The 18,542-nt window shown below is 66.0% G+C and carries 1 protein-coding gene; it reads left to right on the plus strand.

Going from position 1 to position 18,542, the window contains the following annotated elements; genetic code table 11:
• The first annotated feature begins 299 nt into the window (after positions 1-299).
• The gene (locus GFY24_RS10055) at positions 300-18,509 is read left to right on the plus strand and encodes an amino acid adenylation domain-containing protein (protein ID WP_153804676.1); all 18,210 of its coding nucleotides are present in this window, start codon (positions 300-302) and stop codon (positions 18,507-18,509) included.
• Positions 18,510-18,542: the final 33 nt, after the last annotated feature.

Consider the following 18,542-nt stretch of genomic DNA (forward strand, 5'->3'; position numbering starts at 1 on the left):
TTCACAGAAGCTGCGCAGGCAGCTGTCGGATGAACGGCTCCCGAAATAAGTGTCGGCACCCGAACCTGACTGGTCCGGCGAATCAGGCTAATTCATTGATCGAATTCTAGGGTGGAACTGTGTCCTCACACTCGCCTTGCCTTGTGCGCCCGGAATCGCCACGTAGCCACGTTATCGCAAGTTTCTCAGCCGTATTCGATGCAGTCTTCTCGAGCGTGCGATCTTATTCCAGTTACCGTGTTACGGAACTCTAACAAGCCGATAACTGGAATGTTGTGAAAACGTAACCTGGAACTGAAATGAATGATACGGCGGAGGTTGAAGTGGACCGATCGAAGATCGGATTCGATAACAGTCCGGAATCACTCCTTTACTCCGGAAGCCCGGATTCAGGTAACGGTTCCAGCGCGCTCTCCAACGGTAATGGAAGGGCACGACGTTCTTCATTCGACATTCTGCCGCTGACCGCGGCGCAGCGGGGAATCTGGTTTGCCCAGCATCTCGCCGAATCGTCACCGATATCTGTGGCACAATACGTCGAGATCGTAGGCGCGTTGGACACTGAATTGCTTGCCGAGGCATGCAAAACCGCTGGTCGCGAGTTCGGTTCCGGGCATATGCGCCTGGTTGAGCTCGACGGAGAGCCATGTCAGTTCGTCGACGAGGAATACAAGCCTCGAGTGTCGATCGTGGACTTACGCCGACACGCCGACCCCGTGGCCACGGCACACGGAATGATGGTTCAGGATTACTCCGCTCCACTGGACTTGCCGCACGACGACCTTATGGCGTGCATTGTCTTCCAGGTCGGCGAGGATCATTTCCTGTGGTATCAGCGCGCACACCATATCGCGATCGATGGATTCGCCGCGGTAACAATGCTGCACCGAATCACCGAGTTGTACAACGCATGGGTGAAGTCCGAGGAAGCGGCGCCGTGTGCGGCGCAGGACCTGAGGGACGTCGTCGAGCAGGATCTGGCGTACCGAGATTCGGTGCGTTTCGACAACGACCGCAAATACTGGCTGGAGCACCTGGCCGGGGCGCCTCCCGTCGTCAGCCTGGCCGCTCGCGTGGGCAAGCCCACCATTCATCCGGCGCTGGTAAGCGCAGAGCTATCGGACGGCACCTCACAACTGCTCGACAGCGTTGTACTCGAGCGCGGCACGAGCGTAACTCCGATTATCGTCGCGGCATTCGCCGCATATCTCGCACGGATGACCGGAAGCGATGAAGTATTGCTCAGCCTGCCGGTTTCGGGGCGGCACTCTGCTGTGCTGCGCCGTTCCGGAGGGATGATAGCAAATGTGGTCCCGCTACGAGTACAAGTCGCGGGCTGCAGTGTCGGTGAACTTATCGGCGTTGTGCAAAGCGAGTTGACCAGTGCCCTGCGGCGGCAACGCTACCGCCAAGAAGACATATTCCATGATATGGGGATTGCGCGCGACGAGACGGCATCCTTCGGGCCGGCCATCAACCTTATGATGATCGAGAACGAGGTTGTGCTGGGCAATACGACCGGCCGCCTGAACGTCCTCACCTCAGGCCCCACCGCCGACCTTTTCGTCAATATCTATCCGGGTGCGGGCAAGAGTAGTACCCATATCGACTTCCAGGGAAATCCGAATGCCTACAGCCCCGAGGAGCTCGCCGGTCACCACCGGCGGTTTCTCATGTTTCTGCACGCATTCCTCGCCGGAGGGGAGGGGTACTCGGTCAGCAGGCTGCCTCTGCTCGAAGAACAGGAACGGTCTGAGCTGCTGTCTGTGCGGGGGCCCCGCGGGGTAGCAACACGGTTGCTCCCGGACATTCTGACCGAGAGCGCGCGCCGAAATCGTGGTGCGTGCGCGATCGCCTCGGCTGGGAGGACGCTGACGTATGGCGAGCTGGACACCAGATCCTCCCTGTTGGCCAGGCATCTGATAGCTCTGGGTTGCGGCCCGGACACAGCGGTGGCGATCATGGTGCGACGCTCGACCGAATCGGTCGTGGCGACGTGGGCGGTCGCGAAATGCGGGGCCGCGTTTGTTCAGTTGTCCCCGGAATTCCCGTGGAAGCGGACAGCACACATGATCGCCGACAGCGGCGCAACCGTGGCGATCACAGTCGACGCCCTACGCGGGCGGCTCCCGATGGCGATGCACCAGGTGGTCCTCGACGACCCCGCAACCCTGCGGGAATACGACCTTGTGGGTGGGCCGATTTCCGACGATGACCGGATCCGCCCACTACGGGCGTCCAACATCGCCTACATCACCTACACCTCGGGATCCACCGGAGCGCCGAAAGGCGTCCAGGTCACGCACGCCGGCCTCGCCAATCTCGTTGCCGATCGCGCCGCCACGTACGGCATCGACACGACATCCCGTGTGTCCTATGCGCTTTCGCCCAATTTCGACGCCTCCCTGGAACAGTTTCTGACCTGCTTCGCGAACGGCTCCACGCTGGTGATCGTGCCGCCCGAGGTGACCGGCGGTGAGCCGCTCACGCAACTTCTGGCCGCCGAGCACGTGACCCACCTGACGCTGACGCCCACGATGCTGGCCACCGTGGACCCACGTCCGATGACCGACTTGCGGGTGGTCGTGGTCGGTGGTGACGTATGTCCACCACACCTCATCGAGCGGTGGACACCATCGTTGTCCATGTACAACGAATACGGTCCCACCGAAATCACCGTGACCGCCGTCGGTTCCGTGCTCAGGCCCGGCCATGTCCACACGGTCGGTAACCCCATCAGTGGCGTCTCGGCGATGGTGCTGGACCGAACGCTCCAACCCGTGCCCAAGGGCACCGCGGGCGAGTTGTATTTGGCCGGGCCGGGATTGGCCCGCGGATACAGCCATCTGTTCATCGAAACGGCCGCCCGGTTCGTCGCCGATCCGTACGGCGACCCAGGTGAGCGGATGTACCGCACCGGCGACATCGCGCGCTGGACCGGCGACAACGCCGAGATGACGCTGGAATTGTCGGGGCGCAGTGACTTCCAGGTCAAGATCCGCGGATTCCGGATCGAACCGGGTGAAGTCGACGCCGTGCTCACCGAACACGAGGACGTGGATCTTTCTGTCACCGTGCCGGTGCAGAACAATGCCGGTACGACCGTGCTGGCGTCCTATGTCGTCCCGGGCAGCGGCCACCGGATCGATCCGCTCGACCTGCAGCGCTTCGTCCGCGATTCGCTGCCGCCGCACATGGTTCCGGCGGTAATCGTCACGTTGGACAGCCTGCCGATGAACGCGTTCGGCAAACTCGATCGCCGCGCCTTGCCGAAGCCCGAATTCGGGACCGAGCCGGTCGGCCGGGCGCCGGCCACAGTCCGGGAAAAGACGGTGGCCAGGCTGTTCGCCGAGGTGCTCGGCGTGCCGCAAGTCGGTGCGGACGACAGCTTCTTCGGCCTCGGCGGCGACAGCATTGTGTCGATTCGGCTGGTGGCGCGGGCCAAGGCCGAGGGCCTGAGCTTCTCCACACAGGATGTGTTCGTGCACAAGACCGTCGCGGGCCTGGCGGCCGTGGCGACGGATGCCGGCGAAGCCCCCGAGTTGGCCGAATTGTCCGGTGGCGGCATAGGGCCGATGCCGTTGTCTCCGATCATGTGCGCAATGGTCGATCGGGGTCACTACGACCGATTTGCGCAGGCCGTGCTCGTGCAGTTGCCCGAGCGGGTCGATCGAGCGGGTCTCGTGCGTACGCTGGGATCCCTGCTGGACCGGCACGACATGCTACGCGCGGTACTGCGCGGCGGCGATTCGGTGGATCGGTACGTCGAGGTACTCGATCGGGAAGCGGTCGACCCGGACGGCGCGCTCGTCGATGTTCGGCTCGATCGACGTGACGCCGCCGAGATCGACCGGTACCTGCACGAAGCTGCGGATCGATTGGATCCGGGCAACGGCGTGCTCGTTCAGGCCGTCTGGATTCAGGATCGCGACGGTTCGGGACCCGATCTGATGTGGTTGGTGATCCACCATCTCGCCGTCGACGCGGTGTCGTGGCGCATCATCCTCGGAGACCTCGCGCAGGCCTGGTCGCAGGTTTCCGACGGTGGCGAACCGCAGGCCGGCCCGTTCACCACCTCGTTCCGGCGGTGGGTGCACGGCCTGGCCGAGCAGGCGCCGGGCAGGCGGTCGGCGGAGCTCGACCTGTGGAAACACGTACTCGGACAAGGCGATCAGCTACTCGGGTCGCGCCGTTTGGTCCCGGATCGTGACGTCGAGGCCACGGCGGGCCGGGTCCATCAGCGCATCCCGGCAGCAGTCGCCGAGGCGGTTCTCACCACCATTCCGGACCGCTTTCATTGCGGTGCCAACGATCCGCTGCTGGCGGCGCTGGTACTGGCACTCGGTGCCTGGCGTCGCCGGCGCGGTACGGCGGGGGCCGCCGGAGAGTTGATCACGCTGGAGGGGCACGGTCGCGAGGAGCAGGCCGTGCCCGGCGCCGATCTCAGCGCCACCGTGGGCTGGTTCACCACACGCTGTCCGGTCCGGATCGAATTGACGAATGTCGACCTCGATGATGCGCTGGCCGGCGGCGTGGGTGCGGGGCAGGCGATAAAGCAGGTGAAAGAGCAGCTGCGCGCGGTGCCCGGCAACGGCATCGGCTATGAAATGCTGCGTTATTTCGATTCCTCGGGGAGCGCGGAGCTCGCGAACCTGCCGGAACCGCAGATCAGTTTCAACTACCTCGGGCGGGTGCGTGCCGACGAACGCTCCGGGCCCTGGGCGCCTGCCACCGAATTCACCGCACTGACCGCGACCAGTGACCAGAGGATGGCGCTGTCCGCCGTGCTCGACATCAATGCGATCGCCGAGGTAGGTCGCGACGGTCTCGAGCTCGACGCGACCTGGGAGTTCGCCTCACAGGTGCTGGGAACCGAGGAGGTCGAGGAACTCGCCGGGCTGTGGGTGCAAGCCTTGGGGGCGCTTGCCGATCATGTCCGATCCGAAACCGTCTACGGCTTCACGCCATCCGACTTCCCTCTCGTCCCGATATCGCAGGACGATGTCGACGATTGGCTGCGGCAATACCCGTCGATGACCGACGTGTGGCCACTCACCGCCCTGCAGTCCGGGCTGCTGTTCCACACGGTCTACGACAGCACGGACGCCGATGGCTACATCGTGCAGGCGGCGCTGACGTTCGGCGGGCAGGTGGACGGGGAGCGGATGCGGCGGGCGGCGCAGATGGTCATCGACCGCCACGACAGCTTGCGGACCGCGTTCGTCGGGAGCGCCGACGGGGCACGTCAGATTGTGTTGCGCGACACCAGGGTTGATTGGCGCGAGTCGAGTATCACCGATATCAGCGATGCCGGCCGGCAGGCAGATGCCCTTCGGCAACTCGCGGCGGAGGCCGCAGCGCCGTTCGACCCGGCCCGCCCGCCGCTGGTGCGGTACCACCTCGTGCGCACCGGCGCCGACCGTTTTCAGTTGCTGGTCACCAACCACCACCTGGTACTGGATGGCTGGTCGATGCCCCTGCTGATCCACGAGTTGCTGTCGTTGTACACATCCGATGGCGATACCGCCGAGCTCGCGCCCCCTCGTTCGTACCGAGAGTATCTGCAGTGGCTGCACGTTCAGGATCGCGACGCCGCCATAGCCGCGTGGCGGGAGATGCTCGCCGGAGTCGACAGTCCGACGCGGGTCACGAGCGGGCCGGACCGGACCGTCACCACACAGGTCGGCGAAGTCGGCCTGAATCTGGACGCTGCGACCAGCGCTGCGATTCTCGATCTGGGCCGCTCGCACGGCGTCACTCCCAACACGGCCCTGCAGGTGGCGTGGGGATTGCTGGTATCCGTCCTGACCGGAACGCCGGATGTGGTGTTCGGCAATACGGTGTCGCACCGCCCGCCGCAGATTCCCGATATCGAGCGCATGGTCGGGCTTCTCGTCAATACGCTGCCCGTCCGAGTCCGGTTCGACCCCGGCGAAACCGTCGGTGACCTGCTCATTCGCGTGCAGTCCGAGCAGGCCGCAATGCTCGATCACCAGCATGTCGGCTTGTCGGCGTTGCAACAGGCCACCGGTCTGACCGATATGTTCGACACCGCGACGGTGCTCGAGTCCTATCCGCTCGACCGGGAACTGTTGGCGCGCAATCTCAGCGACGCCGGATTGCGGTTCGTCGACATCGACGCACACGATGCCACGCCGTATCCGCTGAGTTTGCAGGTGACCCCGCCACGGTCGAGTCGCGGCGGGCAACCGGGTGCCGGCGAGCCCGGTACCTACACTGTGACGCTGAAATTCGCCACCGATCGATTCGATTCGGATGAGGCTCGTACACTGCTCGAACGATTCGAGCTGCTCCTTACGCAGATCGCCATCGACCCCGCCCGGAAGGTCGCCGCGATCTCCGACTGCTGGGATTCCGAACGCGCGGAACTACTTTCGGTCGGCGGCGAAGAGCCGGCCGCGGAGCTTGTACTTCGCGACATCCTGTGGAGTACCGCGCGTAGATATCCGGATGCCGTAGCCGTCCGGTGCGGTGACACCGCGTGGACCTATCGTGAGCTGGAGCTGCGCGCCGACGAGTGCGCTCGCCGACTGGCCGGCCGCGGCGCTCGCGCGGAGTCGATTGTCGCAGTGGCCCTTCCCCGTTCCGCCGAACTGGTCGTAGCGATCTGGGCGGTGGCGAAGACGGGTGCCGCCTTCCTTCCGGTGGATCCCGGCAATCCCGCCGCGCGGGTCGCGGAGCTGCTTTCCGACTCGCGGACCAGCCTGGGCGTGACGAACAGCGCTGTCGCACAGCACCTTCCGGATACGGTCGACTGGTTGATGCTGGACGCCCCGGTTTCGGACGCTGACGAAGGGCTACCCCGTTCGTTCGGTGCCGACAGGCTGCTGGCCGACAATTCCGCGTATGTGATCTATACGTCCGGATCGACCGGCACACCGAAGGCGGTTCACCTCAGCCATCGAGGTCTGGCCGACCTTGTCGCCGCGCACGTCGACGCCTTCGGTGTGGATACGGATTCGGTGGTGTTGCAGGTTGCGTCGCCGGGATTCGATGCCTGCCTGTCGGAATTGTTGCTGGCGCACGGCAGTGGCGCCTGTCTCGTGGTGGCGCCGCCGGAGGTGTACGCCGCGTCCGACCTCGAGGAATTGCTTCGGGCGCAGCAGGTTTCGCACGCGATCATCACCCCGTCCGTGCTGAACACTATGGATCCGTCCCGGATACCGTCGTTGACATCGCTCGCGGTCGTCGGCGAAGCGACCGGGGCGGACACCGTAGACCGGTGGGCGCCTGGGCGACGGCTGATGAACCATTACGGACCGACCGAGTGCACGATCTGGGCGACGGGGTCGGATGCCCTCGTACCGGGCGAGCCGGTGACGATCGGTGGCCCGATTCGAGGCGCGTCCGCGCTGGTTCTCGACATGTGGCTGCGACCGGTGCCGGTCGGGGTCGCGGGGGAGCTCTATATCGGTGGGCCCGGACTTGCCCGCGGGTACGTCGATCGACCGGGATTGAGCGCGTCGCGTTTCGTCGCGGATCCGCGGTCCACTCGTGGCGAGCGGATCTACCGCACCGGTGACTCCGTGCGCTGGGTGCGCGGTCGCGCCGGGTTGGCGCTGGAGTACCTGGGCCGCCGCGATGAACAGGTCAAGATTCACGGCCTGCGGATCGAGCCGGGGGAGATCGATGCCCACATGGCCCGGCACCCGGACGTGGCGAGCGTCGCCACCGTCACGGTGACAGGGCCGGCCGGCGAACCGGTTCTGGTGTCCTATGTCGTCTCCGCGCCGGGCGCTGCCGTGGATGTGGCGGTACTGGGCGACGATCTCGCGGACACGCTGCCCCGCTACATGAATCCCGCGGCGATCGTGCGCCTCGAGGAGATGCCGCGCACGCCTACGGGAAAGATCGATCGAAAAGCATTGCGGCAGCGCGCCTTCGGTTTCGACGCCGCCGGCGGTAGACCGCCGTCGACGCCTACGGAGCAGATCGTGGCGAACCTCTTCACCGAGGTGCTCCATGTGGACAATGTGTCCGCCGAGAGCAATTTCTTCGCGCTCGGCGGGGACAGCATCGTCTCGATGCGGCTGGTGGCTCTGGCAAGATCCGCCGGGCTCACTCTCACGCCGCGAGATGTGTTCGAACGCAAGACAGTTGCCGCACTCGCCGCACTGGCGGGCGGCGCTGCGGCTGCCGGGGTACTCGAGGAACCCTCTCTTCCGGCGGCGGGTTATCGCGCCTCGGATGCTCCGCTCGTCGCGCTCACCCAAGGGGACATCGATCGGCTCGAGCGGCAGTACGGCGGGCTGTCCGACGTATGGCCGTTGTCGCCCATGCAATCCGGTGTGCACTTCCACTCGTCCTTCGACCCGGATGCCGGGGACAATTACACCGTCCAGACGATGATCGGATTTTCCGGCGCGATCGACGGTGAGCGCCTGCGCCGTGCCGCTCAGGCCGTCGTCGACCGGCACGATATCTTGCGGGCCGCCTTTGTGGAGACGGCGGCCGGGCCGTGCCAGATTGTGCTGGACCATGCCGAGGTCGCGTTCCGGGAGATCGATCTCGCCGGTGGTGCCGCGGAATCTCCGGGCGACCCGGAATCCATTGCCGCAGCGGACACGGCGGCGGGTTTCGACCTATCGGCTCCTCCGCTGATCCGGTTCACGCTGATCCGTCTCGATGCGGGGTCTTGCCGGTTGCTCGTCACGAATCATCATGTGATTCTGGATGGCTGGTCGATGCCGCTGCTGATGCGGGAATTGCTCGACTACTACGGATCACCCGCACATATCGACTCCGCCGGACCCGCTCCTTCCTACCGTGACTATTTGTCCTGGCTGGGTCGGCAGGACAGCGCCGCATCCAAAGCGTCATGGGCGCAAGCATTTTCGGATGTCACCGCACCCACCCGAGTGTCCCGCAAAGTCGGCGCGGCGGGCTCCGTCTCCGCCGCCGAGGTCAGGGCCGAGCTGACGGCGGATCGTCTCGGAGAACTCCGTCGAGTGGCGGCGGACGCCGCGGTCACCATCAATACGGCCGTCGCCGCGGCCTGGGCCTTGAATCTGCGCGCACTGACCGGTGAGACCGATGTGGTCTTCGGGTCCTCCGTCTCGGGCCGGCCGCCGGAATTGCCGCTGGTCGATCAGACGCTCGGCATGTTTCTGAATACGATTCCGGTGCGAGTCCGGCTCGAACCCACCATGACGGTAGGCGAGTTGCTGATCGACATTCAGGCGCGGTACGCCCGGATGCTGGATCATCAATATATCGGCCTGCCCGAGATTCACCGCAGCGTCGGCGTGCCCGAACTCTTCGACACCGCCCTCGCCTTCCAGTCGTTCCCCGTCGACCGGGCGGCACTGCAGCAACTCGTCGATTCGGCGGGCCTGCGGGTGGACGAACTCATCGGTGTGGACGCAACGCCGTACCCGCTGAGCCTGGTCGTGGAACCGCAGCACGCCGAGCACGGTGAGGCAGCGGGACTGGGGATCATCCTCCGATTCCACGACGATGAATTCGACACCGCGTCGGCGCGCCGCATCCTCGACCGCTTCGTCGAATTGTTGTGCCGGATCGCCGCCAACGCCGCGGTGCGGCTGGGCGAGCTGTCACTCGATGCGGAACCGGGGCCGTTGTGGCCGGTTTCGGGTGTGAAAGCTGCGATTCCGGACACGTTGGACCGGATACTCGCTGCATCCGCTGCCGCCGAACCCGGTGAGATCGCGGTGCGGTGGGGCGCGTCCGACATGACCTACCAGCAGCTGGACGAGCGATCCGCTCGTCTCGCCCGGGTCCTGCTGCGCCGTGGCGCCCGGCGGGGACAGGTCGTCGCCTCCACGCTTCCACGATCTCTTGCGGCCACGGTCACGCTGTGGGCCGTAGCGAAGACCGGCGCCGCATTCCTGCCGATCGATCCGACCCTGCCGGCCGAGCGGATCGAATTTCTGGTGTCGGACTCGAACACCGTGCTCGGCGTGACCGACACGTCCGCGAGGACGCATCTTCCCGACGGTGTCGACTGGCTGGTCCTCGACGAGGAGGGGACTGTCGGCGCCGCGGATTCGGTTCCTGCCACGCCGATCACCGATGCCGAACGCGGCGGACCGATTCGGCGGGATCAGATCGCGTACGTGAGCTACACCTCCGGGTCGACGGGAACGCCCAAGGGTGTACTCGTCAGTCATCGCGGCCTGGCCGATATGGTCGCGGCGCAGCGGCGAATACTCGGCGTCGACCCGATGTCGGTGGTGCTGCAGGTCGCCTCGCCCAGCTTCGACGCCTCGGTGTTCGAGTTGTTGCTGGCGCACGGCTCGGGCGGTCGGCTGGTCGTATCACCGGCTGATCTCTACGCCGGTGACGAGCTGGCGAATCTTATTGCGCGCGAACATATTTCGCATGCCGTAATAACCCCTTCGGTGCTGGCGACGGTCCCGTGCGACGGTCTCGACGGACTGCGTGTGCTGGCAACAGCCGGTGAGCCGGTCGGGCCGGAACTGGTCGATCGGTGGGCTCCGCAGCGCACCATGGTCAATCTCTACGGGCCGAGCGAAAGCACTATTTGGGCTACCGCCAGTGAGGCATTGGCGCCCGGTGCCGCGATCACCATCGGCAGGCCGGTCGGCTCCATCGCGGCCGTGGTCCTGGATACCTGGTTACGGCCCGTATCGTACGGTGCCGCGGGCGAGCTGTACCTGTTCGGCGCGGGCCTGGCCGAGGGGTACATCGGCAGGACGGGGCTGACCGCGGCGCGGTTCGTCGCATGCCCGTTCGGGGAGCCGGGTCAGCGCATGTACCGCACCGGTGATGTGGTGCGCCGCAACGCCGATGACGATCTGGAGTTCGTGGGGCGCAACGATTTTCAGGTGAAGGTGCGCGGCACCAGGGTCGAGCTGGGGGAGATCGACGCGGTGCTGGGTGCGCGTGCGGATGTGGCCTATGCGGTCACCGTGCCGCGCGGCGGTGACGGGCGATCGGTGCTGCTGGTGTCCTATGTCGTGCCGGCGGCCGGGACGGATGTATCGGGCGAGGAGTTGCGTGCGGCGCTGGCCGAGGCACTGCCCAGGTATATGGTCCCGTCCGTGGTGCTGCTGCTGGACGAGGTGCCGCTGACCTCCAACGGAAAATTGGATCGCGAGCGGTTGCCCGAGCCTGATTCCGCCGCAAGGGAATTCAGGACGCCCTCGCCGGGGATGGAAGAAATGGTCGCCCGAACATTCGAGCAGGTGCTCGACGTGGAGCGGGTGGGAGCCGACGACGACTTCTTTGCGCTGGGCGGCGATTCGCTGAGCGCCTCCCTGGCGGTGGCGCGCATCGGTGCTGCTCTGAACGTGCGGGTGCCGGTGCGGTCGGTATTCGAGGCGCCGACGGTCGGCGGATTGGCCGCGCTCGCGGGGTCGCTCAGCGGCGGGGGCCGGTTGTCCTTGCTGCCGGGAGTACGCCCCGACCCCGTGCCGTTGTCGCTTGCGCAGCAGCGGATGTGGTTCTTGAACCGGTTCGAGCCGGACTCTGCGGCATACAACATTCCGGTGATGCTGCGGTTGTCGGGACGGCTGGACACCGAAGCGCTGGCAGCCGCGCTCGCGGATGTGGTCGCTCGTCATGAAGTACTGCGGACGATGTATCCGGAAGACTCCGGTGAGCCGCGGCAGGTCGTTCTCGATGAGCCCACCGTGCCGGTAGTGCCCGTGCGAGTGCCGGCGGATTCGGTCCCGCAGGTGGTGGGCGAGTTCGTGCGCCGCGGATTCGACGTGACCGCCCAGGTGCCGATGCGAGTGGGATTGTTCCAGCTCGGCGCCGAGCATGACAGCGGCACAGGAGAATTTCTGCTGGTGCTGGTGGTCCATCACATCGCCGGCGATGGACAGTCGATGGGGCCTCTGGCTCGTGATGTGATGGTGGCGTATGCCGCGCGACTGGCCGGGCATGCGCCGGATTGGGCTCCGCTCACGGTGCAGTACGCGGATTTCGCGTGGTGGCAGCGGCAGATGCTGGGGGCTGCGGACGATCCGGAATCGCTGATGTCCGCGCAGTTGAAGTTCTGGCGCTCGATGCTCGCGGGAGCACCGGACCGGCTGGAACTACCGGCGGACCGGCAACGCCCGGCCGTCGCATCGCTGTCGGGTGCCCGGATACCGGTGGAGATCGGTCCGAGACTGCACGAAAAGCTGCTGGAGCTGGCCCGATCGCGGGGGTCGTCGCTGTTCATGGTGATGCATGCGGCGCTGGCCACGGTACTGGGGCGGCTCAGTGGCAGCGATGACGTAGTGATCGGTGCCCCGGTCGCGGGGCGGGGCGAGCCTGGTCTGGAAGATCTGGTGGGGATGTTCGTGAACACGCTGGCATTGCGGGCCCGGGTGGATACGGGCGAGCCGTTTGCCGAGTTGCTGATGCGCACCCGCGAGACCGACCTGCTCGCGTTCGAGAACGCGGACGTGCCGTTCGAGCGGGTTGTGGAGGAGTTGAACCCGGAGCGGTCGGCGGCGCGGCATCCATTGTTCCAGGTGGCCTTGGCGTTCCAGAATGTGTCGACGGCCGATGTGGTTTTGCCCGATGTTCTGGTGTCGCGGGCGGATGTGGATACCGGCGCAATCCAGTTCGATCTGCAACTGGTGCTTTCTGATTCCTCCGGTCATGGTGCGGCACAAGGCATTTCAGGAATGTTGACGTATGCGCAGGATCTGTTCGATGCGGCGACTGCGGCGGGATTCGTTCGACGCCTGGTGCGGGTACTGGAGGCTGTTGCCGACGATCCGGCTGTTGTGGTGGGAGATATCGACTGGCTGGAGGTCGGCGAACGCTCGGCGCTCACCTCGCGGGTGGGAGCCCACGGCGCCGAGGCGCTCGAGCCGCGCGGATTGGTACCGGAGGTATTCGCCACCGCCGTGCGCGACAACGGTGCCGGTATCGCCGTTGTTTCGGGAGATGCCGCGTGGTCGTATGCGCAGCTGGACGAAGAGTCGAGCCGGCTGGCCAGGTTGCTGATCCGCCGCGGCGCCGGACCGGATACTCCGGTGCTGGTGGCGGCAGTGCGGTCGATGGAGTCCGTCGTCGCGTGGTGGGCGGTGATGAAGTCGGGTGCGGCATACGTGCCGGTGGACCCCAGCTATCCCGAAGGCCGGATCAAGCAGATGGTATCGGATTCGGAGGCGACGCTGGGTGTGACGGTGTCGTCGGCCCGTGCCGAGATGCCCGATTCGGTGGACTGGATCGGGCTCGACGATCCGGTCGTCGTCGCGCAGCTCGATGCGTTGGCGAGTGGCCCGATCGGAGATGACGAGCGGCTGCGGCCGCTGCGGGCCTCGAATGTCGCCTACGTGGTCTTCACCTCCGGATCTACCGGTGTGCCGAAGGGCGTTGTCGTCACACATTCCGGCATCGCCGACTTGGTCTCGGCCCTGCGCGCCGACAGCGAGCTCCGGCACACGTCCAGGGTGTTGCATTTCGCGTCGCCGTCGTTCGACGCCGCACTGCTGGAGATCCTGCTGGCGGTCAGCCGTGCCGGTGCGCTGGTCGTGGTACCGACGGATATTTACGGCGGTGGTGAACTGGCCGAGTACCTGCGTGTACAGCGGGTCTCCCACGCCTTCATGACCCCTGCCGCGCTCGCGTCGGTGGATCCGGCCGGGCTCGAGGACCTGCGTGTGGTGATGTCCGGTGGTGACGAGGTCTCGGCGGATCTGGTGAATCGATGGGCGGGCACCGACACCGCCGGGGCCCGGCAGTTCCGGGTGCTGTACGGGCCTACCGAGGTTACGATGATCGCCACGGCGACGGGTGGGCTGCGACGGGATGCCCGGCCGACGATCGGCGCCCCGCTGCCGGGAATACAGGCGCTGGTCTTGGATGCCCGGCTGTGGCCGGTGCCGGTAGGGGTGGCCGGAGAGTTGTATCTGGCGGGTCCGGCGCTGGCGCGCGGATACCTGCACAAGGCGGCTACGAGTGCGGCGCGGTTCGTGGCGCACCCGTTCGCGGAACCGGGACAGCGCATGTACCGCACGGGTGATGTGGTGCGCTGGAATTCCGAGGGTGCCCTGGAATTCTTGGGGCGCAACGATTTTCAGGTAAAGATCCGTGGTTACCGGGTCGAGCTGGGCGAGATCGACGCGGTGCTGCGGGCGCGGGCGGAGGTGGCGTACGCGGTCACAATATCGTGGCGTGCGGGCACCGATCCGGCGATGTTGGTTTCCTATGTGGTGCCCGAAACCGGGGTGAGTCTCTCAGGTGAGGAGTTGCGGGCGGCGTTGGCCGAGGTGCTGCCCTCGTACCTGGTGCCCGCCGCGGTCATGATCCTCGACGAGATCCCGCTGTCGCCGAATGGGAAGCTCGACCGCGCGGCCCTGCCGCCACCGGTCGTCCAGACCAAGCGATTCCGGGCCCCGGCCACACCGGTGGAGGAGATAGTGGCGGGCGTGTTCGCCGACGTCCTCGGTATCGGCCGTCCGATCGGTGTCGACGACGACTTCTTCGAACTGGGTGGCAACAGCCTGGTGGCCACCCGGGTGGCCGCGCGGATCGGCGCCGCGCTCGACGCGACCCTCCCGGTGTCGATGATCTTCGAGGCGCCGACGGTCGTGCGGTTGGCAGCGCGCGCCGAATCGCGCGCCGATGCCGGCCGGGTGGCGCTGACCGCACAGCCGCGCCCGCAGCGAATTCCGCTGTCGTACGCACAGCAGCGGATGTGGTTCCTGAACCAGCTCGAGCCGGCCTCGGCCGCCTACGCCGTCCCGATCGTGCTTCGGCTGCGTGGACAGCTGAATCTCGATGCGCTGCGCGCGGCCATCACGGACGTGGTGAACCGGCACGAGGTGCTGCGAACCGTGTACCCGTATGCCGGCGGCGAGCCGTCGCAGGTTGTCCTTCCGGCCGCCGAGGTGCCGATGACAGTGACCTCGGTCGCGGAACCTGAACTGGCCGAGTCGGTCTCGGCGTTCGTGTCGACGGTGTTCGATGTGACGGTCGAGGCGCCGATGCGGGTACGGCTGTTCGAGTCGGGGCAGAACGAGTGGGTCCTGGCCGTGGTGGTGCACCACATTTCCTGCGACGGTTCGTCGCTGGTCCCGCTGGCACAGGACATGATGACGGCCTACGCGGCACACCTGAACGGGGAGACGTCGAGCTTGCCGCTGCTGCCGGTGCAGTACGCCGACTACGCGATCTGGCAGCGGAGGGTGCTGGGCGCGGAAGACGATCCCGAATCGTTGCTGCGCGCCCAAATCGACTACTGGACACTCGAATTGGCGGAGCTACCGGTTCTGCTGGAGCTGCCGGCCGACCGGCCGCGGCCGCCCATGCAGACATATGCGGGCGCGAGCGTACCGATAACTGTCGGTGCCGATCTGCACGCGGGTTTGCAGCAGGTCGCGCGAGCGCACAATACGACCCTGTTCATGGTCTTCCACGCTGCGCTGGCTGCCACACTGGCCAGGCTGGCCGATACGGACGATGTAGCGATCGGCACTCCGTATGCGGGACGCGGCGAGCCCGAACTCGACGATCTGGTCGGGATGTTCGTCAACACCCTGGTGCTGCGGACCCGGTTGACCCCCGGGATGACGTTCACCCAGCTGCTCGAGCGGGTGCGGGAGTCCGATCTGGCCGCGTTCGGGCACGCCGATGTTCCGTTCGAGCGGCTGGTGCAGGAGCTGAACCCGGTGCGGTCGCGCGCCCACCATCCACTGTTCGGGGTGATGCTGGCATTCCAGAACCTCGCCGAGGCTCGGTTCGAACTTCCGGGGCTCTCGGCGTCGCCCGTGACGGCGGGCACCGACACCGCAGTGTTCGACCTGCAGTTCACGGTGTCGGATTCCTACTCCGCCACCGGTGCCCCGGCCGGTCTCAGTGGTGGGGTGACCTACGCGACCGACCTGTTCGACTCGACGACCGTGACCACGATCGTCGATCGCCTGCTGCGGTTGCTCGGCGCAGTGGTGAGTGATCCCGCGCAGCCGGTGCACGAGGTGGATCTGCTTGGTTCCGATGAACGGGAAGCCGTTCTGACGCAGTGGAACTCGACCGATCTCGGGCTCCCTCCCGATGAGACGCTGGCTTCGGTCTTCGCCCACTCGGTGGCGGTGCATGCCGACCTGCCCGCGGTAATATTCGGCGAACAGTCGCTGACCTATGCGGAATTCGGTTCTCGCGTATACCGGTTGGCGCGGTGGTTGATTTCCCGCGGGGTGGGTCCGGAGTCGTTGGTGGCGCTGCGGATGCGGCGTTCACTGGACCAGGTCACCGCGATGTACGCGGTGCTCGCCGCCGGCGGCGGGTATGTGCCGGTCGATCCGGACCTTCCGGCCGACCGCATCGCGTATGTACTGTCCACCGCCGCACCGGTGCTGGAGCTGTCGTCCCTCGATGGGCTGGAGCTGTCCGGATTCGATGACGCGCCGGTCACCGACGCCGATCGGCTCGCACCGCTGCGCCCGCACAATGTCGCCTATGTGCTCTTCACTTCGGGGTCGACCGGGCGGCCGAAAGGTGTTGCGGTACTGCATTCTTCGGTGGTGAACCAGGTGCGGTGGCTCAGCGGGGCCTACTCGTTGACGCCGGCGGACGTGGTGCTGCAGAAGACCCCGGCGGCATTCGACGTATCGGTGTGGGAGCTGTTCGCGACACTGGCGGTGGGTGCACGGCTGGTGATCGCGCGAGCCGACGGTCATACCGACCCGGCATATCTCGCCGAAACCATTGCCGCCCATCGGGTTACGATCATCTCATTCGTCCCGTCGATGCTGGCGGCCTTCGCGGACGTGGTGCCCGCGCAGTCGCTGGAGTCGATCCGGGCGCTGCTGGTGGCCGGTGAGGCATTCGGCTCCGATGTGGTGGCCGCGGTGCGGCGAATCGCGCCCGAGGTCGAGCTGCACAATCTGTACGGTCCTACCGAGTTCACTGTGCACGCGACCGCGCATCGGGTGACCGACGCCGACGGCGGGAGTATGCCGATGGGCACACCGGTGTGGAACGCGCGAGCCTACGTACTCGACAACCGGTTGCATCCGGTACCGCCGGGCGTTGCCGGGGAGCTGTATTTGGCGGGCGCCCAGCTCGCGCGCGGCTATCAGTCACGTCCGGGCCTCACCGCGGAACGGTTCGTGCCCGACCCGTTCGGTGACGGCCGGCGTCTATACCGCACCGGCGATGTGGCGCGCTGGCGCCACACGGGTGAACTGGAATACCTGGGTCGCACCGATTTCCAGGTGAAGTTGCGCGGCCTCCGTATCGAGCTCGGTGAAATCGAGGCAGTACTCGCCGAGCACCCCGGTATCGCACGGGCGATCGCCGCGGTGCGCTCCACCGGTCCCTTGAACCGCCTCGTCGCCTATCTGGTGCCTGCCGCGGGTGCCACGGTCGACACCGCAGCGGTCTTGGCGTACGCAGCGACCAAACTGCCGGGCTACATGGTGCCCACTACGGCGATGGTGCTTGACACGGTGCCTCTCACCGTATCGGGCAAGCTGGACCGCACGCGGCTACCGGAGCCTGTGCTCGCGGTAAGGGAGTTGCGGGAGCCGTCGTCGTGGCTGGAAGGGGAGGTCGTACGGGCCTTCGAAGCGGTTCTCGGCGTGGATCGGGTGGGCGTCGATGACGACTTCTACGCATTGGGTGGTAATTCGCTGAAGTCGGTGCAAGTGGTCAGCGAGTTGCGGAAGGAACTGGACTACGAGATTCCGATCAGCTGGATGTTGTCCGACCCCTGTCCGGCCGACCTGGCGAAGCGGATCGAATCCGGTATGCGTTCCGGTGTCACTGTCGAGGCGACCGATGTCGGCTTCGATGTGCTGCTACCGATCCGGACCGCCGGTGAGCGACCACCGCTGTTCTGTATCCACCCGGCCTTGGGCCTGTCGTGGTGTTACCGCACACTCGACCGGTACCTCTCGGACGACCGGCCGATCTATGGCCTGCAGGCACCGCAGATCGGCGGTGAGCTCCCCGGTCCGACGTCGATCGAAGAAATGGCCGAACGCTACTTCGACGAGATTCGCGCCGTTCAGCCGCATGGGCCATATCACCTCCTCGGCTGGTCACTGGGTGGTGTGATCGCCCATACCATCGCGGTCGAGATGCGCGCCGCCGGTGAACAGGTCGCGCTGCTGGCGCTGTTGGATGCCGAGGTGGACGGTGTCGACGAGTCGATGCCCGCCGCCGTGACGGTCGGAGAATTGATCAGTAATCTCGGCCCGGTCATGGGCGTCGATTTCGTGAGCTCCGATTCGACCGCCGAGGAGGCCGCCGACCTGATCGAAAGGCACCTCGGGGGCAGCCTCGGTATCGATGCCGCAAGGATCGAGCGCCTGACCGACGCCTACAACCTGGCGATCCGGGCGGCCGGTGGGTGGCGGCCCGCGGTCTTGGACAGCGACATGCTCTACTTCACCGCGACACGTGAAAGGCGGTCCGAGGCAAAGGGTTACGAGGGCTGGGTGCCGGTGGTCCGCGGGCAGATCTCGGTCTTCGACATCGATGCGACTCACCTCGCGATGACCGAACCGGGTGCGGTTGCGCAGATCGCCCGGATTATCAACGCACGATTGGATCGGTGATGGTCCGACTGCGAGTGTGGTGATTTCGAGGCC

The organism is Nocardia sp. SYP-A9097 (genome assembly GCF_009649815.1).
In the GTDB taxonomy this organism is placed as follows: domain Bacteria; phylum Actinomycetota; class Actinomycetes; order Mycobacteriales; family Mycobacteriaceae; genus Nocardia.